This is a genomic window from Bacillus sp. 3G2, assembly GCF_044324725.1.
Taxonomy (GTDB): domain Bacteria; phylum Bacillota; class Bacilli; order Bacillales; family Bacillaceae_G; genus Bacillus_A; species Bacillus_A mobilis.
In genome coordinates, this window is sequence record NZ_CP172246.1 from 3,055,337 (window position 1) to 3,077,150 (window position 21,814).

Annotated in this window: 22 protein-coding genes and 2 riboswitches; of the genes, 3 read left to right on the plus strand and 19 right to left on the minus strand. The window is 34.8% G+C overall.

Features of this window, described 5'->3' with window-relative positions:
* The first annotated feature begins 141 nt into the window (after positions 1 to 141).
* On the plus strand, positions 142 to 1,488 hold the full coding sequence (locus ACHZK0_RS15670) for a short-chain fatty acid transporter (protein WP_395760630.1): 1,347 nt from the start codon (positions 142 to 144) through the stop codon (positions 1,486 to 1,488).
* Between the two features lie 40 nt (positions 1,489 to 1,528).
* Here ACHZK0_RS15670 and ACHZK0_RS15675 read toward each other — a convergent pair whose 3' ends face one another.
* The 4 genes from ACHZK0_RS15675 to ACHZK0_RS15690 form a co-directional block, all read right to left on the minus strand.
* Positions 1,529 to 1,882: a group-specific protein gene (locus ACHZK0_RS15675; protein WP_395760631.1), complete on the minus strand. Its 354-nt coding sequence runs from the start codon at positions 1,880 to 1,882 to the stop codon at positions 1,529 to 1,531.
* A complete protein-coding gene (locus ACHZK0_RS15680; RefSeq protein WP_395760632.1) occupies positions 1,879 to 2,454 on the minus strand; it encodes an NAD(P)H-dependent oxidoreductase in 576 nt (191 codons plus the stop codon). The genes ACHZK0_RS15675 and ACHZK0_RS15680 overlap by 4 nt, the downstream gene beginning before the upstream one ends.
* A 23-nt stretch (positions 2,455 to 2,477) precedes the next feature.
* Positions 2,478 to 2,867, minus strand: a complete 390-nt coding sequence (locus ACHZK0_RS15685; protein WP_063261482.1) for an SWIM zinc finger family protein — start codon at positions 2,865 to 2,867, stop codon at positions 2,478 to 2,480.
* 254 nt (positions 2,868 to 3,121) lie between these two features.
* Entirely contained in the window at positions 3,122 to 3,439 is a 318-nt protein-coding gene (locus ACHZK0_RS15690; RefSeq protein WP_132133026.1) for a hypothetical protein, read from the minus strand.
* A gap of 40 nt (positions 3,440 to 3,479) precedes the next feature.
* Positions 3,480 to 3,578: riboswitch (SAM riboswitch) on the minus strand.
* A 122-nt stretch (positions 3,579 to 3,700) separates the two neighbouring features.
* On the opposite strand from ACHZK0_RS15690, the gene ACHZK0_RS15695 reads away from it, so the two are divergent.
* Positions 3,701 to 3,892, plus strand: coding sequence for a hypothetical protein (locus ACHZK0_RS15695; RefSeq protein WP_000544998.1), 192 nt, complete (start codon positions 3,701 to 3,703; stop codon positions 3,890 to 3,892).
* Positions 3,893 to 3,924: 32 nt separating this feature from the next.
* Here ACHZK0_RS15695 and ACHZK0_RS15700 read toward each other — a convergent pair whose 3' ends face one another.
* From ACHZK0_RS15700 to rraA, 7 genes are all read right to left on the minus strand, one after another.
* On the minus strand, positions 3,925 to 4,647 hold the full coding sequence (locus tag ACHZK0_RS15700) for a YwiC-like family protein (RefSeq protein WP_395760633.1): 723 nt from the start codon (positions 4,645 to 4,647) through the stop codon (positions 3,925 to 3,927).
* Between the two features lie 184 nt (positions 4,648 to 4,831).
* Positions 4,832 to 5,533, minus strand: a complete 702-nt coding sequence (locus ACHZK0_RS15705; RefSeq protein ID WP_262741204.1) for an ECF transporter S component — start codon at positions 5,531 to 5,533, stop codon at positions 4,832 to 4,834.
* Positions 5,506 to 7,167, minus strand: coding sequence for an ABC transporter ATP-binding protein (locus ACHZK0_RS15710; RefSeq protein ID WP_262741203.1), 1,662 nt, complete (start codon positions 7,165 to 7,167; stop codon positions 5,506 to 5,508). Before ACHZK0_RS15710 ends, ACHZK0_RS15705 begins: the two co-directional genes overlap by 28 nt.
* The gene (locus ACHZK0_RS15715) at positions 7,140 to 8,018 is read right to left on the minus strand and encodes an energy-coupling factor transporter transmembrane component T (protein WP_262741202.1); all 879 of its coding nucleotides are present in this window, start codon (positions 8,016 to 8,018) and stop codon (positions 7,140 to 7,142) included. Before ACHZK0_RS15715 ends, ACHZK0_RS15710 begins: the two co-directional genes overlap by 28 nt.
* A gap of 22 nt (positions 8,019 to 8,040) precedes the next feature.
* On the minus strand, positions 8,041 to 8,865 hold the full coding sequence (locus ACHZK0_RS15720) for a DUF4430 domain-containing protein (RefSeq protein WP_395760634.1): 825 nt from the start codon (positions 8,863 to 8,865) through the stop codon (positions 8,041 to 8,043).
* A 56-nt stretch (positions 8,866 to 8,921) separates the two neighbouring features.
* Complete coding sequence (locus ACHZK0_RS15725) at positions 8,922 to 10,682, minus strand: DUF4430 domain-containing protein (RefSeq protein WP_395760635.1); 1,761 nt, start codon at positions 10,680 to 10,682, stop codon at positions 8,922 to 8,924.
* A gap of 338 nt (positions 10,683 to 11,020) precedes the next feature.
* The gene (gene rraA, locus ACHZK0_RS15730; RefSeq protein WP_262741199.1) at positions 11,021 to 11,500 is read right to left on the minus strand and encodes a ribonuclease E activity regulator RraA; all 480 of its coding nucleotides are present in this window, start codon (positions 11,498 to 11,500) and stop codon (positions 11,021 to 11,023) included.
* Positions 11,501 to 11,700: 200 nt separating this feature from the next.
* Here rraA and ACHZK0_RS15735 point away from each other — a divergent pair, with 200 nt between their 5' ends.
* Positions 11,701 to 13,131, plus strand: a complete 1,431-nt coding sequence (locus ACHZK0_RS15735; protein WP_270607384.1) for a YfcC family protein — start codon at positions 11,701 to 11,703, stop codon at positions 13,129 to 13,131.
* Between the two features lie 147 nt (positions 13,132 to 13,278).
* Here the strand turns inward: ACHZK0_RS15735 and ACHZK0_RS15740 are convergent, their stop codons facing one another.
* From ACHZK0_RS15740 to ACHZK0_RS15775, 8 genes are all read right to left on the minus strand, one after another.
* A complete protein-coding gene (locus ACHZK0_RS15740; RefSeq protein WP_395760636.1) occupies positions 13,279 to 14,106 on the minus strand; it encodes an endonuclease I family protein in 828 nt (275 codons plus the stop codon).
* Between the two features lie 392 nt (positions 14,107 to 14,498).
* The gene (locus ACHZK0_RS15745) at positions 14,499 to 14,855 is read right to left on the minus strand and encodes a hypothetical protein (protein WP_001229419.1); all 357 of its coding nucleotides are present in this window, start codon (positions 14,853 to 14,855) and stop codon (positions 14,499 to 14,501) included.
* Between the two features lie 211 nt (positions 14,856 to 15,066).
* The gene (locus ACHZK0_RS15750; RefSeq protein WP_395760637.1) at positions 15,067 to 15,945 is read right to left on the minus strand and encodes a 5'-methylthioadenosine/S-adenosylhomocysteine nucleosidase; all 879 of its coding nucleotides are present in this window, start codon (positions 15,943 to 15,945) and stop codon (positions 15,067 to 15,069) included.
* A gap of 175 nt (positions 15,946 to 16,120) precedes the next feature.
* A riboswitch (purine riboswitch) is annotated at positions 16,121 to 16,224 on the minus strand.
* Positions 16,225 to 16,689: 465 nt separating this feature from the next.
* Positions 16,690 to 17,910, minus strand: coding sequence for an MFS transporter (locus tag ACHZK0_RS15755; protein ID WP_270607388.1), 1,221 nt, complete (start codon positions 17,908 to 17,910; stop codon positions 16,690 to 16,692).
* A 48-nt stretch (positions 17,911 to 17,958) separates the two neighbouring features.
* Positions 17,959 to 18,534 carry a TetR/AcrR family transcriptional regulator gene (locus ACHZK0_RS15760; protein ID WP_395760638.1) on the minus strand — a complete coding sequence of 192 codons (576 nt, stop codon included), beginning with the start codon at positions 18,532 to 18,534 and terminating at the stop codon, positions 17,959 to 17,961.
* Positions 18,535 to 18,691: 157 nt separating this feature from the next.
* Positions 18,692 to 19,687 (minus strand): alpha/beta hydrolase family protein, encoded by a 996-nt coding sequence (locus ACHZK0_RS15765; protein ID WP_395760639.1) that lies wholly within the window; start codon positions 19,685 to 19,687, stop codon positions 18,692 to 18,694.
* Positions 19,688 to 19,703: 16 nt separating this feature from the next.
* Complete coding sequence (locus tag ACHZK0_RS15770) at positions 19,704 to 20,828, minus strand: helix-turn-helix domain-containing protein (protein ID WP_395760640.1); 1,125 nt, start codon at positions 20,826 to 20,828, stop codon at positions 19,704 to 19,706.
* Positions 20,829 to 21,192: 364 nt separating this feature from the next.
* Positions 21,193 to 21,390, minus strand: a complete 198-nt coding sequence (locus tag ACHZK0_RS15775; protein ID WP_395760641.1) for a hypothetical protein — start codon at positions 21,388 to 21,390, stop codon at positions 21,193 to 21,195.
* Positions 21,391 to 21,814 lie beyond the last annotated feature (424 nt).

The following is a 21,814-nucleotide window of genomic DNA, read 5'->3' on the forward strand; positions in this document are numbered from 1 at the left end:
ATACTATAATAGTATATTCGCAATAATCTTGCTCTTATTTTCTCTATCCGTATAATTATCTTATTTTTCAGTATATTGAAGGTAATCCAAAAATCAACCTCGAATAATTGTAATACATATACATAAGGAGGTTGATCTATTTTGTTTCGTTCTTTTACAAATGGTTGCGTCGCCTTAGTGCAACGTTTCTTGCCAGAGCCGTTTATTTTATCATGTTTATTAACTGTTTTTGTTATTTTCTTCGGCATGTTTGCGACTCACCAAACACCTGTGGAAATGATTAATCATTGGGGTAATGGAATTTGGGGACTTCTCGCCTTTTCTATGCAAATGGCACTTGTACTCGTGACAGGATCTGCTTTAGCAAATGCTCCCCTCATTAAAAAAGGATTAACGAAAGCGGCCAAACTACCGAAAACGAATGGACAAGGTATTATTGCCATTTCAATCGTAAGTTTACTAGGGGCATACATAAACTGGGGATTTGGTATTGTTGTATCTGTTTTATATGCAAAAGAAGTGGCAAGGCAACTTGAAGGATTAGATTATAGACTAGCCATTGCTTCTTCTTACTCTGGATTTCTCATTTGGCATGCGGGACTTTCTGCTTCTATCCCTCTTACGTTAGCAACTGGTGGTGAAACGTTAATTAAAACGACCGCTGGAAGTATTAAAGAAGCGATTCCCATAACAGAAACGCTATTCTCACCATACGCTCTCGTTCCAGTTATTATTTTTCTCGTTACGATGCCTCTCATTAATAAAGCGATGCATCCAGATGAAAAACATACGATAACTGTAGATCCTAGCGTATTCCATGAAGAAGCTGCCGCTCAAGAAGTAGGAAACAATACATTCGCCGAAAAAATGGAAAATAGTATCATTATTACACTTTGCGTTGGATTGTTAGGTCTCATTTATATTTTCAATTACTTTTATACGAAAGGCTTTAACCTTACGCTAGACATCGTTATTTTTATGTTATTAATTTCTGGAATTATTTTCCATCGTACTCCGATTCAATATATTCGTGCCTTTTCAGACTCTACGAAAAGTGCTTCTGGTATTTTACTTCAATTTCCGTTTTATGCTGGAATTATGGGAATGATGATTGGAGCAAATAGTGAAGGACTTTCACTTGGAGGAGCTATTTCGAATTTCTTTATTAGCATTTCAAACGAAACGACTTTCCCGCTCTTCACTTTTTTAAGTGCTGGCATCGTTAATATTTTCGTTCCATCTGGTGGCGGTCAATGGGCTGTGCAAGCACCCATTATGATTCCTGCTGGTGCTGAACTTGGTGTACCTGCTGCAAAAACAGCAATGGCAATTGCGTGGGGCGATGCTTGGACGAATTTGATTCAACCATTCTGGGCATTACCGGCATTAGCGATAGCTGGTTTAGGTGCTCGTGATATTATGGGATTTTGCGTTGTTAACTTACTATATGCAGGATTTATCATTAGTCTATGCTTCTTATTTATTTAAACGAAAAGCTAGTTTTATACTAGCTTTTTTACATAATAAATCACTTATTTCCCACGCAATTTATTACGTCCTCCCACTCTATCTCCGTAAGATATAACGCCTCAAATGCAAAAAAGTCTTCACATACTTTTTCAATTAAATGTGGATTGTTTTTAAGGAAATTCCACTGTAACGCTTTAGGAAGAAAATACGTATCATATTCTTTACTTCCTCTTACTACCTCATCCACTTCTCTTTCACAAATCCCTCTTATTAAGTAATCATTTCTTAATTGTATTTGAATTTGTTGAAACGTTTCACTACATTTCTTCAATTGAAGTAAGCAATTAATATATGTACGAAAAAGTTCGTTATCATAATTGCAGCACTTTATTATACGTTCCATTTCACTCATAATGTACGAGCCTTTTCTTCTATTTGTAATAACCACTTTTCCCGCTTCTCTACTTTACTCGTTTTCACAGATTGAAAAACTGACCGTTTTATATCGCGAATGCCGCAAAAACGTAACACACCTCGCTTCAGCATAATCCAATCTGCTGATCGATATAATAGGGCGACGTACCATAACGGTGAATCTAACGTATTAATTACCCATGCCTTCTTACCTTTCAATAAGCCTTTCGGCAGGGCTCCTTCATATTTATAAGCAAATCCAGCAACAAAAATACGATCAATAAATCCTTTTAAAATAGCAGGCATCCCCCACCACCATACTGGATATATAAAGAGAAGCGTATCTGCTTCTTCCACTAACGTTCTGTACCGAGCTGTTTCTTCTTCATTTACTAAATCACGTCTTTTTTTCTCCTCATTAAATACAAGGATTGGATCAAATTGTTCCTTATATAAATCAAGTACCGTAACCGAATGATTAGTTTCTTGTAATCCTTTTTGCACATGCTTTAAAATCGCCGCGTTAAAACTGGAAGGACTAGGATGAGCGTATACAATTAGTACATTCACTACAAAACAACTCCCTCTATAAGTTAAAGTTTCCCCTTCTTTAACATCTTCTCTACAATTTGCACGTTTTTTGAACTTTGTAATAAACGGTTTAATACGGTAAGTAACTCTTCCTTGTCTAAAGCTTTCAATTTCTCTTTCACCGTACTCTCACCAGCACCTTGAATATCATAAACAACTGCGGCCATATGCTTACAATAGTTTTCATATGGACATTCGCAGCTACTTTCTGTAAAATCTTCAAGATCAATAATCACTTCATAGTTTCCTGCATTTCCAGTAACGAAAGCAAATATTTTCTTGTCTTGTATTTCAACATCTTCTACATGTCCCTCTTCATAATATTCATACCCTTTATCCAAAATGTACTTAGGAATCCATTTCGTTATATCCTGTAATAAGTAAGCGTACATAACAGCACCTCTTCCTTTAATTCCCTTTTGACTTCTATAACCCCTGCATGTTATTCTAATAACTGTCAAATAGCAAGTCTATATGACAAAACGACTGACACCTATTCGGCGGAGGTGTCTCTTTTCATTTGCAGCCGATATGAAGTGCCTCTTTCAGGCACATTCAATCTTTGACACTACACACTCAACACCATTCCCTTGTATCAGGCTGCTTAAGCAGTCTTTTACTCTACATACTTCAAAAAAAAGAGAGCTTAGCTCCCTTTTCCCGCCTTATAAAATACCCCTTTTTCAGTATAGAGATATTCATCAGCTAATGTAATTTTCCCATCCAGTTTCAGTTCATCTAATAGTCTTGATAAATAAAATTGATGTAACATCTTTTTCGTGAATTTTCCTTCATGATGCGAAACGATATGTTCTTGAATATCTAACAATGATATTGGCTTATCTTGCTCTATCATATATTCATAAACTGTACTACGCAGTTTTACGTATTTTTCGAGTGTCACAGTACTTCGCAACCCCTTTCTTCTTACTATAAATTTTCGTAATCGGTTTTTTTGCAACAAAAAAACCTCTCCGATAAGAAGAAGTTACGTATATATCTTCGTCTTATCTCCCAGAACAAATATGTTCTGCTGGAATTAGCACCTGCATCGCGGTTGCTGGGTTTCATCGGGCCAGTCCCTCCACCTCTCTGGATAAGAAAATATTCACTTAATTCTTACTATACGTAATTTCATTTTAATTGTCAAACAAATATAACAAATAATATTTTATTCTTTACTGCTCATACTATACATATATGAATATGCAAGGAGGAATATAAAATGCACGAAAATGCTCGCGGATATGTACAAGATTCTTTTCAATCATTACAAGAAGCAAAACATTGTTTAGAAGCAGCACTACAGACCGTTGAAAAAGATTTTAATCGCGCACGTATTGAACAATCCCTTTATGCGATCGAACAAGCTATTCAACGTTGTGATTACACGGTTCACATTTTAGAACAAGATTGAAAAAGCTTCCCATCATAAGGTGGGAAGCTTTTTCAAATGGCATACTTCATAATTATTACCGTTATAATTAAAAAATATACAGAGTTAGCAATTTCTAAAATCCCTACTTTTATAATAGAAATCTTTTTACCATACAACATAATTGCTCGGATGACACTCGGTATAAAAATAAGAGAACACCACGGATTGATAACAAATACGATGATTGTTAATAGAATATGATACCCCCACGATATAAGACGATATTTCGGGTTATTTTTCTCACGAATCATCGTTTTCACATAAAACGTACTTCCTAAAAAATATAAAAATGATATAAGTGCAATAAATAATGCTGTTTTATCTATAAGTTTCATTGAAAAATAATAACTAACTAAACCACCAATACAGAAAACAATAATCGCACTAATATCATTTAGTAACGCTCTTTCATTTTTTTGATGAGCGTAATACATATTTACTATAAATAATGGAATCATTACTGCTACGAATAAAAGAATGCGCCATTCATATAATAGAGAAATCATCCCAAATACGAAAGCAATGATAAAATATACAATTGCTGCATGTAAATACTCTTTTTTTCGTCTTTGCTTTATGTACGTAAGAAATGGATATGTAGCTAAATAGATAAAGAACCAAGCTAAAAACAATGGAATATGATACATAGTAGGTTTCCCAATTATGACACTTAATAGAAATGGTATAACGAGCATGGCCCATGCACCGTGTTGCTTCGGAATAACTAACTTCATTAACTATACACCTCCCTTTTGAAAATAGTTCTCACCTACTATTATACAAATAATTTCATATAATAACGGACATATATTGAATCGATTTTTTGACAATAAAAAATGCTCCTTACAATATGTAAGAAGCATGAAAGAGGCAAACGAATATGTAAGTCGCGACCCTACCTTATATGAATATGCTTTTCTATGCCATGTTATGCTTATCTAATATGCCATATTTCTTTTTGAATCTTGTAAGAATCGTAATCCAAGACGTACTAAATAATAGTAAGAAAATAACATTCGAAATCGCATGGCTCAAATCGAAATAAAAACTTGCAACATAATACGAAATGACAGCTTCCCACGTTGCCTCACGTATAAAACCGAGAAGCCCCCAGAAGTTCATAATCCAGCCAAATAAAAATCCAACAAACAATCCGTATAGTAGTCTTCCCCATAGCTTTTTCATTAAAAATGTATTTCGAAGTAATCCAGCTATAAAACCAATCATCCCCCATGAAAACATTTGCCACGGCGTCCACGGACCTTGTCCTAAAAAAATGTTAGATACGATAGCTGCTGTTGCACCGATCATAAAACCAGTTTCACTTCCAAATACGATTGCAGAAACGATAATAACAAAAGAAGTCGGTTGTACACTTGGTAAAATAGAAAATGGTACTCTGCTTACTGCTGCAATTGCCGCTAACACAGCAACGAGAACAATTTCACGTGAAACAAACGCCTTCCTTTCAAAGCGGATATAAAACGGTAACATAATAACAACTAATAAAAACAAACTACTTAACATGTAATAGCCATCCATGATAAGTGTAGTAAAGAGTAATGTGCCTATAATAACTGCAAAAATACCTATTATGAATGCAACATATCGCTTGGACACGCTTCGTACACATCCTCCCACGTTAATGCATATGGCAACTCTTTTCGAATGAATCGATTAATAGATGTTGTATAAAAGAAGTTTCCACTAAAAAACTCTTTCGGTGCATCATTCATAATAACCGCTCCATCAAATAACATCATACATTGATCAACGTATTTTGCTGCAAACTCAATATCATGCGTTGCCATTACAATAGTTGTACCTTCTTGTTGTAACTTCCTAAATAGCTCTCCTACTCTTTCTTTCTTCCATGGATCTAATCCTTTTGTCGGTTCATCCAGTAATAATAAAGTTGGCTTTGATAATAACGTTGTACATAACGCAAGTAATTGTTGCTCTCCCCCGCTACAATCATGCGGATGGCGTTCTTTAAGCGAGCTCAACCAAAACTGTTTTAGCATATCTTCTGCTATTTCTTTTCCTTGTTCTCCGTATAATTCACGCGCTCGTTCATACACTTCTTCCCACACTGTTTCAAATGTAAAATGATAGTACGGATGTTGTGATACATACCCGATCCTTTTAAATCGTTCTTTCGAATCAATTTTATGTATCACTTTCCCATTCCACTTTACTTTCCCTCTTCTCGCTTTTTGCAATCCCGCTAAAATCGTTAACAGTGTAGATTTACCTGTACCATTTTTTCCAACGAGAGCTACCCATTTTCCTTTTTCAATCGATACGGTTAAATCTCGTAAAATAAGTGGACTATTTTTTTCATATTGAAACGAAATATGCTCTGCACTTAAAATAACTTCGTGCTTTTCACTTTGTGCTATTGGCTCATTCACATATGATATCGCTGACAAGTTATTCAGTTTCATTTGCGCTTCTCGCACTGTAAACGGAATATCTTTCGCATTCCACTCTAAAAACAATCTTGGAATTTGCGGAATAAATGGACGGAACTTTTCAACTTCCCACATGTTCGCTATAACTGTTTTTGGACTACCATCATACACGATTCGGCCGTTATTCATACAAATAACGCGCGTAGCAAGTGGTATCACTTCATCTAAACGATGTTCACTTAAAACGATCGTAATGCCAAGTTCTTCGTTAATACGTTTTAACAATCCTAAAAATTCTTTCGCTGCAATTGGATCTAACTGCGCCGTTGGTTCATCCAATAATAATAATTTCGGCTGCATAACTAGTACAGCCGCTAAATTGACAAGCTGCTTTTGCCCGCCAGATAACGTATGAACAGATTGGTGCAATAAATCTTGAAATCCTAAGAAACTAATGAGCTCTGCTATTCGTTTTTGAATAATATGTGATGGTAATCCAACATTCTCTAAAGAAAATGCTAATTCTTGAATCACTGTATCCATTACGAGCTGATTTTCTGGGTTTTGAAATACCATTCCAATTTCTTGTGCGGATAATAGATCTGGTACTTCCTCTAATAAAACATCATCATAAAAAATTTCTCCTGAACGTGTACCGATCGGAAGTAACTCTTTTTTAAAATGTTTTAATAAAGTCGTCTTTCCAGATCCTGATCCGCCGGCAAGTGTAATAAACTCTCCTTTTTGAATAGAAAGAGAAATATGCTGTAACGCATATTCGTTTTCATCAGCATATACAAATGATAAATTGTTTATTTCTGCATGCGCCACCATATCCATTCCCTTCCTTCCATTATAATTGGTAAACTAATAAACATCGTAAATACGCCAAACATCATTCCATCGTATTGCTGAAATAGAATAGATTCGACTTTCGGATAAATGATTAACTTTCCTCCGCCATATGTACTACATACAATAGCAATTATAAATAGAATACTTAAATAACTGAGCGTGTACCAATCGCGTTTTTCCATTCTATACCGAATATATGTCGTACGCTTCGTTACACCAAATCCACGAGCTTGCATAGAATCTGCAGTTTGCAGCGCATCTTCTAACGAACAAATTAATAATACTTGCAATAGTTGCATACCATTTTTCACTCGTTCCACAATTGAACCTGCATCTACTTGTACACCTTTCGTTTTTTGGACGAGTGTTATTTTCTGTAATCGCCTCATAAACAAAGGAACAAACCTCACTGTAATCATCGTTAACAATGCTACTTTCGGTGAAATTCTAGAAAACAAATATAAAAATTTATGACTTGAAATAATATCATTATACGAAGCGAACGTAAACATAATCGCAACTAGTAATAACCCCATTACTACTCCAAACATAATCGCCTCAAGCTTAATACGGCTATCACCTAACCAAAATAACGTAGTTCGACCTCTATGCGTTAATAACGAATTAAATAAAATGACCATAAAAAAGAAAATGATTGTGCTCGGTAACATCTTTCTAATCTTTTCGCTATTCCCTTGCATTATATTTATTATAACGATTAATAGTATTGCTCCAATTAAAAAAAGAGGATGAAGACACATCATACATAGTATCATCACCCCGATATAATAGAAAAAATTCACAAAAGGATGTAAAGAAGAAAAACTTATTTTCATAGTCCTTTACCGAATGCCTTTCTTATTTTAATACATACACCCACTCGATTGTATCTCCTGGTTTAACTGTTACTACACCTGCACTATGGTTTGGAAACGCACCGTTCACACGATATTTCCATCCACTAGTATCTGTAATATCTTTTTCATATAAATCATTAATACCTTTTACATAAATATCACCTTTAGAGCCCATTGCATCCACATCTAAACCTGTACGTTGCAATACTTTATACACTGTATCGCCGTCTTGTACATCAACCTTTTTCGCACCTAATAAGTAGCCTTTATCACCTTTTACTGAGATAGTAACTTGTTTTGCTTTAGGTTCTGGTACTGGATCTGGTTTTTTGGGTTCAGGAGTTGGAACGATCGGAGTCGGTATCGTTTTCTCCTCTTTATTCGGATCAACTTTTTGCTCCTGCTTCGGTGTTTCTTTCGGCTGATTCACAACCTTCGCTTCTTCTTTTACTTCGGGCGCTTTCGATTGTTGCTGTTTCTCTTCTTGTGCTTTTTGTTGTTCTGGTTGTTTATTAACAGCAGGCTGTTCCTGAGGTTTTTCTTCCTTCTTTACTTCCGGTTGTGCCTGTGGCTTTTCTTCTTTCGGCTTCTCTTCTACTTTTTGTTCTTGTTTCTCTTTCTGCTCGTCTTGCTGCTTTTGCTCTTGTTCAGCTTGTTTTTCCTCCGGTTTTTCTTCCGGTTTCGCTTCATCTTTTTTCTCTTCTTGTTTTGCTACCTCTTCTTGCTTTGGTTCTACTTTCTTCTCAGGCTTTACAGCTGCCTCTTCACATCCGGCAAGTAGCCCAAGTGAAAGCACGAAAGAAATAAACCACTTCATCTTACTCATGTTGTCTCTCACCTTTCATAATAAAATTAGGAGCAAATGATTGCTCCTAATTTTTGTTAAGCTGCTTTACGTCTCCATAATACATATGCAGAAGCAATACATAATACACCCATACCTACTTCTGTAGCTGCACTATGAGAAGATGCTCCTGTTTTTGGTAACGTGCTACCGTTTCCAGATTTTCCATTTTTAACCGGTTCATTATCGACAACAACTTTTAGCGTGTCATCTTTCGTTTCTTCTTGTTTTTGTTCTTGTGGCTGTTCAGTAACTTCTTTTTCTACTACAACATTTTCTGAATCCACATTTGGTTTCTTATCGATTTCAGGAACAGATACACTTGACCAGTCATAAATCGATTTCCCAAGGTCTTTAAACTGAAGTAAAGCTAAGAATGCTTGCTCTGTAGCCATTCCGCTACCGTTTTGATCACTTGGTAACCATTTGAATTCACCATTTGGAAGTTGATATGATAGTAGATTTTGCATTGCCTTATGTAGACGATTTTCATCTACATCTTTCACAAGTGATAATCCAATAATCGCTTGCGCAACACTATTAGAATTTTCTTGTCCATCAGCAGAGAAACCACCATTTTCTAGTTGTGCGTTATATAAATAGGCAACAGCTTTTTCTACAGCTGGCTTCACATCTGGTCGACCTTGATAAGGAGCTAATGCTGATAAAACCATACCTGTTACATCAACGCTACTAGCACTGTCTTTACTACTTGCACTATCGTAAGTCCAGCCGCCATCTGTATGCTGTGCATGTAGAAGTGCATCTACTAAAGCAACTCGATTCCATTTTGAATTCACTGGAACTTCATACTTCTTCGTATCAAATGCAAGTAAAGCAAATGTATAGCCTGTAACAGAATTCACTTTATCTGATTCGTACAATTTTTGAACTAAATTATGTTCGCCTACCTTTGTAGGGTCTGCATTCATTGCATTCATCATAATAATCGTTCTAGCTAAATCTGTCGCTGAAAAACGGTTAATGCGCTTTTCTACTTTTTCAGTTACTGACTTAACATAATTTAATTTCGCCTCAATTGGAACATTCTTCCCATAACGAGAAAGGCCTAAAGCTACCCAATCACTTTCAATTCCATCTTGTAACATCTTTTCAGATGTCTTAGAGATCGCGTCATTTATTTGCGCTGCTGGAATTTGAATGTTCTCTTGCTTTGGTTGTTCTGGCTTTTCTTGTTTTGAATCATCTGTTTTTGGTTCTTCTGGTTTTTCTTGTTTTGGATCATCCGTTTTTGGTTCTTCTGGTTTTTCTTGTTTCGGATCATCCGTTTTTGGTTCTTCTGGTTTTTCTTGTTTTGGATCATCTGTCTTTGGTTCTTCTACAGTTTTACAAGTACCAAATTTATCTAATGTTTGCTGTAATGTTTCCTGGCTCATATTGCTCCAGTCTGCAACAAAACGAAAGACAACAACATCTCCAGCATTTAATTTATAACTATCTGCTCCAACTTCTGCAGATTTATCATTTACATCATACAACCAGCCGCTTGTGTCCCCAGCCATTAAACCATCAATGCCTTTAACATACGTTCCAAAAGACATCGTCTCTGCTGTTACTTTGTCCCCCATGACTTTTTGCAGCAAACTTAAAGCTGTTTCCCCATCTGTAATCTGCTCTTCTTTCGGACACAACATAATGCCCTTTTGTGATTCACCAATAATTGCAAGTTTTGCTGTATTTCCTTCAGCAAACGTAATATGTACTGTATTCGCAAAAGAAACAAATACAAGTGTAACTGCCATTAACGACGTAAGCAGCCATTTTTTCAACATTGCCATCCCAAATTTTCCTCCCTTATTACTATTTACACAAAAAAAGGCCCCTCAAGGGCGTGCAATTGACACTCTTTTTTTATAAGTGTCGAACAAACTGTGCAACACCTCCGACCCGCATCATTCGCGGCTATATTTGTATAGGAAAAATAATTTTGTTTATGAACGTATCATTGTGATAACATTCACTTTTCCAGGCGCTACTTACTTCCATTTCAGTTATCGTAAAACGATAAACCTATACATTCTGTTAATTTTAAATTTCTGTATTATTTTACTATTGACAAAGAATTTTGTCCATGCTTTATCGGATTTATTTTCTAAGAATAGTAACTTACTAGCCTTTAACGATGCAAACTCTTTTCACTAATAATAACGCCATCTTCATCCGCATACACATATTCATTCGCTTTCCATTCTACTTGTCCAAATTGCAATGAAATATTCTTCTCGCCTTTTCCCTCTTTTACACTTCTATTTGGCATTGTACCTAACGCTAAAATGCCAATATTAATATTCTTTAGTTCACTAGAATCTCGAACATATCCATTTACAATAATTCCTGCCAGCTTTCTTTCCTCCGCAATAGCTGCCAAGTTATCACCAAGTAACGCACAATTCGTAGAAGCTCCGCCATCAACAACTAATACCGTTCCTTCTGGTAGTGTTTGCAATCCTTCCTTCACTAGTACATTATCATCCTTCACTTTTACCGTTGCAATTTTCCCGTAAAACTGTTCCTTCTTCCCAAACGACCGAAAAGACTGGCGACATATTTGTAATTCCTTTTCAAATTCATCACATAGATCGGTAGTTTTCCACATCTTTTTCCCTCTTTTCCTTATTCTTTCTATATAACATATTCTTTGATTCTTTTCGTTTCCCTGTCTAATGTTGCAAGAATTTGTATGTGTAAGAAAAGGACAGAAAAACTATTGCCTTAAGAAGCCACCTTTATTATAATCTATTTCACAGATAAATTTCAGAATATTAAAAATTAACCAAGTGAAAAAGGAGGGCTTTTATGCAATTACAGACCGAGGTAAAAAAGCAGCCGAGCAAACGAAAATTTAAAATGCCTGACGCGTACGTACTACTATTTTTTATTGCCTTACTTTGTGCAATAGCTACATATTTCGTTCCTGCTGGAGAGTTTAAAAGAGTTACAAATGGTACTGTTACAACGACAATACCAGGAAGTTATCATTCTGTTCCACAATCGCCAGTAGGATTTGTTTCTTTTTTTACCGCTATTGAAAAAGGAATGACGCTTGCTGCTCCTATCATCTTCTTAATTTTATTTACAGGTGGAGCTATTGCCATTCTTGAAAAAACAGGTGCTCTTGACGGTTTAATCTATCATGTGATTAACAAATTTCGTAATCAGCAATTACTTTTCATTTGTATTGTCGCTGCACTCTTTTCTATTCTCGGAACGACTGGCATTATCGTTAACTCAGTTATCGGCTTTATCCCCATCGGCATCATCGTTGCACGCACATTAAAATGGGACGCTATCGTCGGCGTAGCAATTATTTATTTAGGCACTTATGCTGGTTTTAATGCTACTATTTTATCTCCCTCACCTTTAGGCATTTCACAAAAAATCGCAGAACTTCCTATGTTTTCGGGAATTGGTTTACGCACAGCAATCTATATCTCTTTTTTAATTGCCACCATTTTATATATTAATTGGTATGTAAAACGATTAAAAAAATTGAATAAAGGAAGCATACTCGGAGACAACTGGTTTCCAAGTAATGCTCTTTCAAGTGAGAAAGAAACGGAGAAAACTGAAGTTCCTTGGACAATACGTCATAAATTAATTTTACTCGTTTCAGCTTTATCATTAATTGCATTTTTAATAGGTGCTTTCCGTCTACATTGGACAGACGCCGAAATGACCGCTACTTTTATTTTCATAGCAATTACAGCGGGAATAATAGGTGGCATGAAAGCGAACGATATCGCTTCTACTTTTCTAGCAGGCTGCCAAAATCTCATTTACGGTGCTTTGATCGTCGGAATGGCTCGTTGTATTTCAGTCATTCTAGAACAAGGCAAATTACTTGATACAATTGTGAATCAGCTCGCACAATCTCTCGAAGGACAAAGTCCTGTATTTGGCGTTATCGGCATGTATGTAAGTAGTGCCGCATTACATTTCCTCATTTCATCTGGGACAGGAGAATCTGTTATTTTCATTCCGATATTAGCTCCACTTGCCGATTTCATGCACATTACACGCCAAGTTACAGTACAAGCTGTTATGCTTGGAGAAGGTGTAGTGAACTGCCTCAATCCAACTTCCGGTGTTTTAATGGGCGTACTCGCAGCGAGCGGCATTTCTTACGGAAAATGGATTCGATTCATGGCTCCACTTGCATTCATTTGGTTTATCATCGGACTTATTTTTCTTATTGTTGGCGTGAATATTGAGTGGGGACCGTATTAAAAGACTCTTATTATACTTAACTTGATAAAATATCTATCCTATTCTCCTCTCCAACCCTATAAAAATCACTTATTCTAGTATAGATATAAACAGGGATTGATCATAGTGATCAATCCCTTCTCTCAAAGTAAAATACCTTTAAGTATTTTAGTTCCAAATTTTATTTACCCATTCCGGATGATCAATAAAAGGATTACGATTATGTTGATATTTCGTAAAAATCACTTCATTACGCTTTCGCTCTAAATCATCGACCGGGTCTTGCTCATTCCATTTTAGTAAAACGGATAGTTTGCCCATGTATGGGTCTTTATTGTTATTCACCTTTTCATTTAGTTCTAAATCTATTTCGCCGTTGTCTCCTTCATAACGAACAGCCATGTAAAATAGCATTCTAGCGATATCTCCTTTTACACTATCACGAGGTTCCCAAGAATCACTATCGTATTTACATTCTGTCGCTTCCGAATGATTCACACCACCATTATCAAAATCCAGATTTCCACGTGAGCTATTTACAGATACATCCGTCGCTCTTAAATGATGCAAATCTGTTCCAGCTCCTGCAGTCGTTCCAAAATCACCGTGAGATTTTGCCCAAACATGCTCTCGGTTCCAATTATCAACTCCTGAACCATTCGTAAGTTTCCCTTGCGAACGCCCAGTATATAAGAGTATCACATTGTTTTTATTATTTGGATCTTCATCAGTATCTCTTAGTGCTTCCCAAACCGCACTGTATGATAACTTTGTATGATCATCAATAATATTATGAAGTTCCTTCTTTAATTCTAAACCCGTTTTTCCTATTGCATTATTATAATATGTATTACCATAGCTTTTTACAGTAATCTCTTGTGGTGATGCAGAAGCTACTTCACCGTGTATGATATTTGTAAATGAAAGAGATGCAGTACCTAAAATAAAAAATGAAGATAGTGTAACCATAGCAAGCTTTGTATTTCGAAACTTCATATACCCATTTCCCCTTTAAAATATAATTTGAAGCTATTAACTACAAAATGCTTTCTAACCCCCAAAAACTTTTAGAAAGCCATACCCATCCTTTTCTTTTTATTTAATACAAAACTCTATTGAGTCTGTATTATTTCCAAACTTTTGGTTTATCTACTTCTCAAGGAATATCCTTCTCTAGTAATGATTATTAAAATATTCTTTACAATTAAAAAGTAGTTTAATGTTAACTTATAAATTTCAATTTTTTTATGCAATTACGCATATTTGATAAATCGTTCGACTTTTCTTTTTTCTATAACTGTCTTTATTTTTTGTGTAAAACCCTTTTTCCTCTGAAAAATAAGTACAAAAATAGATTGGATACCATGTAAGGCACCAATCTATTTTAATTAAAGAAACTGTGTCAATTCTGAGTTCACAACACGTTGTGCAGTAATGATAACACTTTCAGCTGTTAGTCCATAAACACTATAAAGTCCACCAGGTTGATTAGGAACAATTTGAACTTCATATTCAAATGCTTGTCCAAAAGCAGGATGAACTAGACTTAGAGTTGCAAAAGTAGAAGCATTAGAATTCACATTGAAGTTTACCTGTTCAATTAATGCTAATGAACCGTCAAGTCTAAATACTCTAGCTACTCCAGTAAGTGGGCCCGCAGTACGGTTAAGGATCTTCACCCTAACTCTATTTGCATTAGCAGGTTGATTTCCTACGTTTTCAATTGGTCCTGTAGTAAGAGCCATATAACATCACCTCCATTATATTATTATGATATTCAACAATACATATTGATGTTATAGTTTAATTACCCAATTTATTTTAAATAAAAAGCTTGTTTCTTATATTTTTTATAAGAAACAAGCTTTTCTTTTTCAACTACCATTCCTAAGACAATTTTATCCATCTCGAAAACATTTACAGTTACTTGACGTTTATGCTGGGACAGAACTACTACTATTTACTTTGCATTGAATCTATATATTTTTTAACTACTTCATATACATATTCTTGATTTGCCGCCGCTGTATTTGGATTGTATTTTCCGCCGTTTGTTTTATTGTTAGATAATACTCGAATCCCTAAAAATGGTACATCGTAAGCTTTTGCAATTTGCGCCGCTGCAGCACCTTCCATTTCTTCTACAGATGTTCCGTATTTTGTATGGAACCACTTAATTCTATCCACTTCATTATTCCAAAGATCTGCTGAACCTATAGTCCCTTCAACCACTTTACCTTTTGTATATTTATCTTTTACCGCATTAGCTGCTGCAAGTAAATCCTTATCTCCCTCGTAGTATCGGATTTTCTCAGCATTTGGATCTTCTCCTGCACTTCCTTCAGAAGCCATTAAGTCCATTGAAATCCATTTTGTCGGTTCAATCCCTTGATTCTCATCCATATTTGTTGTTTTTAATGAACCTATATTCGCGACTTTTTTTCCTAAAACAATATCAAATACATTTAAATTAGGATCATGTCCACCTGATGTTCCTTGGTTAATAATCGCTATAGGCTTATATTTTTCAATAGCCACTGCTGTAGCGGCTGCTGTATTTTCCATTCCTTTACCGGTTTTCGCTACGATTACAGGATAATTATCGACAGTTCCTTTATAAAATACGAAAGTTCCAGATTTTTCTTCCTTCACATTTTTTAGCCTTTTCGCAAACTTTTCAGCTTCTATCGGCATTGGACCTTGAATTAATATTGGTTTTTGATTGCTTTTTGCCTCAACTTGTTTCGGACTCACATTACATCCCGCAAGTATCGAGAATGACAATGCAGCAGTAGTTACTAGGTCAGCACATTTTTTCAACGTATTCTTCTTCATAAATAATCTCCTCTTTCTCTTGTTGTTTTCCATACTCGATACTTTTGGTCCAAACAAAAAAGTTCTAGAAATTGTAGAAGAATCTCTACTTTCTAGAACTACGATAGTCAAAGTTAATTAAGCATAAGGTAAAACAAATGCAAAATTATAGATCGGTAGCGCTCATTGAACAGCACAACCGACTACTTTAACCCGTAGTCCAGTTCTTTCATTGGGAACTAGGTAGAAACGCTCGGACCATATTACCGAGTATATACGAGTAATTATGTATAAAATTATTATATTGGTAATATATCAAACTTTTAGTGCTCACGCAATATAAATGCGAATATTTTTACTGAAATTATATTTAATGTTCGTTTTTAAAAGATTAATTATTTTTTCATCCATCTAAAAGTAAAAAATACCACCAAAAAACTTATATTCTAAATACTAAACTAAATCCACCTACCGCTAGACTATCGCCTTTCACACGCCCCAGGAAGGAGATTTCTTTCGGATAATACGTTAAAACTATGTAACTCTCTACCTATTATTTCACCATTATCTTATAAGAATGAAAAGTTTCATTAAAGATAAACATTCCAATTAATTCACTTTTTATTGATTTTCTCATGATTTCAATTCCTTTCTATCTGTGTAAAAGAAACTTTAATTAGCTTGATGGACATGTGACGATCCCCATGCCCATCAAAGATATCCCAAAATTGAATTTTAACCCTGACTTTTTAGAAAAATGAATAGTCAAGATATGTATTTACTTTTGGTTTTCCATATTTTTTTTGTATTATTCTTTATGAAATGAACGAATAAGGCGATTAAAGGAAAAGCTGCTCCAATGAGTAAAGCTACTTCACTATTAATTTTATAATACGTATAACTTCCAATCCACGAACCAAAAGCTCCTCCCAAAAAGAAAATAGTCATATATAATCCATTCAACCTGTTTCTTATCTCCGGATTCAAACTAAAGATAACTTTTTGGCCTAATAATAAATTTCCTGCTACACCAATATCGATGCAAATCCCTGAGATAAGTATTAAAATTACACTAAATAGTGAATGATCTTGAACAAAAAACAATAGTACGACAGATAAAAATACGAGTACCATTGATACATTAGTCATTGTAAATATATAGCCTTTATCTGCGATTTTACCAATAGTAGGAGTTAATAAAGCTCCAGCTATTGCAACAAAGCCAAACAATGCAATTTCATTATTTGAGAAATGTAGCGGCTCTGACCTTAATAAGATTGGAATAACTGTCCAATACAGACTAAATGTTGCGAATAAACATGCGTGATAAAAAGCTCTTTGTTGTAACGAAGAAGTATGTAGTAGTAGTTTTACCATAGAAGCTATTAAATTTGGATATAACATGTTACTAGTCGATATTACTTCATAGTTGGGTAAAAATTTTATAATTAACAGTAAGACAACAACTAAGACTATTAATGAAAAAAGAAATACCATTCTCCAGCCAAACCACTCAGCTATTCCGATAGATAATGGACGAGCAATCATAATCCCAATCAATAAACCACTCATTACTTTCCCCACATATTTACCTGTCTCTTCAATAGGCACAATCCTCATTGTTAGCGGAACTAACATTTGAGCCGCGCAGGCTCCAATGCCAATTATAGTTGTTAATAGTAAAAAAAGAATTCCATTCGTCGAAATTAGCGTACCAATTAATGAAAGAATAGTAAGCCCGATAAGAATCCCTATTATTTTCTTACTTTTGAATAAATCTGCCATTGGTACGATAAAAAACAATCCCAATCCATACCCAATTTGTGTCAAAGTAGTGAGCAATCCAGATAAATCAGAGGAGATATTCAAGTCCTTTGCAATGAATTGCACAATTGGCTGTGCATAATAAATATTTGCAACAAGTGATCCACAACTAATTGCCAAAATGAATATTAGAAAATTTGTCTTTTTAGTCAACGTTATCATCCCTTTCCTTTTTGGAACGTTCATTCCGAAATCATTAAAAAAGAAAGACTATAGTTCTTCAATAGTCTTATCCACTAAATTATAGGCTAGATATTTCTCTTTTTTATATTTGGCCATTATATTAAGGCTATGATTTAAACTTAATAAAGAATATGCAACTAATTCAGTATCAGCCTCTTGTGAAATTTCGCCTTTCTTTTTTCCTTCTTCGATAACTTGCTTAAATACTTTTTCAAGTTCATTAAAATCATTTATGAGTATTTCTTCTATGGCAGGATCAATTTTTCCAATAAGCAGTGAAGAATTTGTTATAATACACCCCTTTGGAATGTCATCTGAATAACATTTTTCAATATGTTGATAAAAAAAGGATGTAAGTGATTCTTTCATGTCTATCCCACTAAAAAGTAAACTTCTCTTTTGAGATCCATAGTTTTTATACTGTTCTAAAACCAGTTTAAATAATGCATCCTTATCTCCAAAACTATCGTAGAGAGTAGAGCGACTTATGCCCATCGTTTCAATAAGATCTGATATATATGTAGCATCATAACCTTTCTCCCAGAATAAATGCATCGCTTTATTTAAAGCTTGTTCTTTGTTAAAACTAATCTTTCTCCCCATTTAATAACACCTCCTATCATATAATTCAGTATATTTTTTCCGGAACGATAAGTCCAGAAAAATATACTGAAATTAAGTCTTCCGTTAGACGGTACCCTAAATGCCTATATAAAGTGAAACTTTAATTAACCCTCACCAATCGGACTTTTACAGGCAGTTACTCTCCACCTAATTTAGATAAGGGCGTCTTACTACCAGCATGCGGCGAGACAAAATGCGTATCCATCCAATTCACAATGATTTCTTCCAGCTGCGGGTGAAGTGGCTTATCTGCACCTTCCGCATAAATCTTCTTAAATTCCAACGCCTTAAAATCACCCCCAAAATATTTCAAGGTATGATCCATATTTTTTATTACATATACTTCAGAATCACCTTTCACATAATCACCAATTCGCTTCGCTTTTTCAGGATTCGCCTGAAAGTCTTTATCACCAGCAATCGCTAGCACTGGACATGTTACTTGTTGTAAATCTTTATAGATGTCATGCTGAAAATGCTCTCTAAGCCATTTTGCATTCATTGGCTTAAAACCAATTTTTACAATATCTTTTTTTGAGTTTATCATTTTCTCTGTTGCTTTTTGCGCCTGCTTTTCTCCTCGCTTCTCAATATTGAGAAGACGCATTAACTTTCCTTTTATTCCTTTTTGCTCTTTTAACTCTTTATAAATAATCTCTCTTTGTCTTTTCGTAGCCTCTTCTAATGATTCCGCAGCTCCTGTAAGAAGGATGAGTCCATTAACTGGTGTTCTTGCATTTACTACTGTTGCCAACATACATCCTTCACTATGACCAGCTAAAATGATATTTTCCGAATCAACAAATGGTTGTGCTTTTAAATACGTAATCATGGCCTCTATATCACTAACTAAATCCCACATTCCAGTCTTCAGAATTTCTCCGTCACTCTTTCCTACTCCGCGCTTATCAAAGCGGAGCGTTACTACTCCAAGCTTCGCAATTACATGGGCTAAATCTATATATATGTTCGACTCAAGCTTTAACGGTAATATCGTTCCATTACGATCAATCTCCCCAGATCCAGCAATAATGACAACAGCCGCATACTTCCCATCAGCTTTTGGTTTAGTAATTGTACCTTGCAACGTAAATTCACTCTTTATCGCTACTCCATATTCGTCAAAGGTCATTATATGAACCCTCCTTCTATTCAGTTATATCTAATTTAAATTTCAAACTCGCTATTATATTTTTATACTCTCTTACATCTTTAACAGGAGCGAAAACTGGATTCTCTGCAATACTTTGTAACATGCTTCGCTTTATAATCTCTTCATTTCTAACTGTTTTAGCACCAAGTGGAAACTCTGCAAACCATCCATCAATCGCATCAAAATAGGAATCTCCATGTAAATGTAGACTATTTACTGTAAAGCTCGCCGCACAAACCGCTGCATATTTCCGTAACATTTCTAATGCTCTTTCAAAATTCCCTTGCATGCAATATACTTGTGCAGCAGCATAGTATACTTTTAAAGTCATATTGGGATGTAGTTTTTCTATTTCATACACGTCTATTAACATAAAAGCTCTATTTAAAATCAATTCTACCTTTTCAGCGCTTGAGGCATTTACTACTACATAATTCGGTATTGTCGCAACGAGTTGTATTAAATGTTGATACATACTAATTTGCATTATTTCATTTGCCTTTTCAGCATTTCCAAGCATTTGATACGCTTGTGCGATTAGATCTTCCTCTGGAACGTTAGGACGTATCGTTTCGCCAAGCAATTGCAATACTTCATCCGGTTTATTGAGTATAAGATAGCAAGTTGCTTGAAACGATACCGCCTCTTTCACAAGAGAAACATCATCACTTTCTTCCTGCACCCTTCTAAAGAGATGCATTGCCTCTTCTAAAATTTCAATTCTTTTATCCGTATCCTCTGTTAACATATGGTGATTAATAAAAAGTAGTCCCATTTGAAGTAAAAATGGAAAACAAGAATAATATTTTTTAATTATTCCTCTGCACTCTATCATCACTTCATCAAACGGTTTTTCACTAAAAGCTTCTGCGAGTCTATGATATAAATTTTTAATATCTTCCTGCTCCATTTGTGGTGTATAACTAATTAGTTCATCAATACTTATGTGAAAGTACGATGCTAACAGTGGTAAAAATGTTATATCTGGATAACTCTGCCCCGTCTCCCATTTGGAAACAGATGCCTTCGTAATACCGATATACGCCGCTAACTCTTCTTGTGTAATTCCTTTTTCTTTTCTCTTATCCGCAATAATTTTATGAATCTGAATCTCTCTCACTGTATCACCTCATACTTTTATTATATGTACTATATTCTATACAAAATATGGATTTAAAGTCGACTTTCGTTAACAAAATCAACTGTTAGGAAACATCTCTCTAAAATGAAAGGCAGGAACATATTTGATATGTTCCTGCCTTTTTATTTTGGGATCCGATACATAGCCATCTAGCTAAGATTTTGAAGTGCTGCAAAATCAAACATTTCATCTCACCACAGTTTTCTATGGGAATCCAGTGAACAGCTTATTTGCATGATTTTCGTTATAGGAAGCTAATTTTTAGTATTACAGCAATCTTTTTTTCATTTTTGATAGTGAATAATTAATATTAGTAAATCTCCGTTTCATTAAACAATTTACCTTATATATTCCAATAGTCACTATTTATATCACTGTTATATTTATATTCAATCTTTTCTTTTCCACACTTTTCACACTTATAAAAACTAACTGTACCGATCTGTCCTGTTTTAAAATTTTCACTATCTTGAGTTTTAATAAAGTTATATTTATGAATACACTTAGGTTCTTTCACCTTATTTATCCATTCTCTTAACATAAAGTAATTACTCTCCTTTAAAGAATATTCCTCGTGGGTTTTTGTATTTATAAAATCCTAGGAAATTTTTTCAATCAATGACTACCTTATGCCTTAGCCTACAAAATTCGCGAAATGTTGTTGCCCCCTCCTATGCTTAACTTGCATACTTTGCAAATTTCTTATCTCTGAAATGAGCAACGATAAAGATAATCGGAATAAACAGTAATTTGAGAAGGGAAATGTGTGCTATACCTGTTTTTTGGATATAAACATTAAGGAAAATTGTTATCAGTACCAGAGTAAACGTCCATTCCTTCAGGAATATTCTTCTTATAGAACCCTTTTTCATACATATACCTCCCTTTTCCTAATTGTATCACTTAGATAATGCGCTTATAAGAAAATTTTTCCTGTATATTATATACATGTGAAGTTAACATAA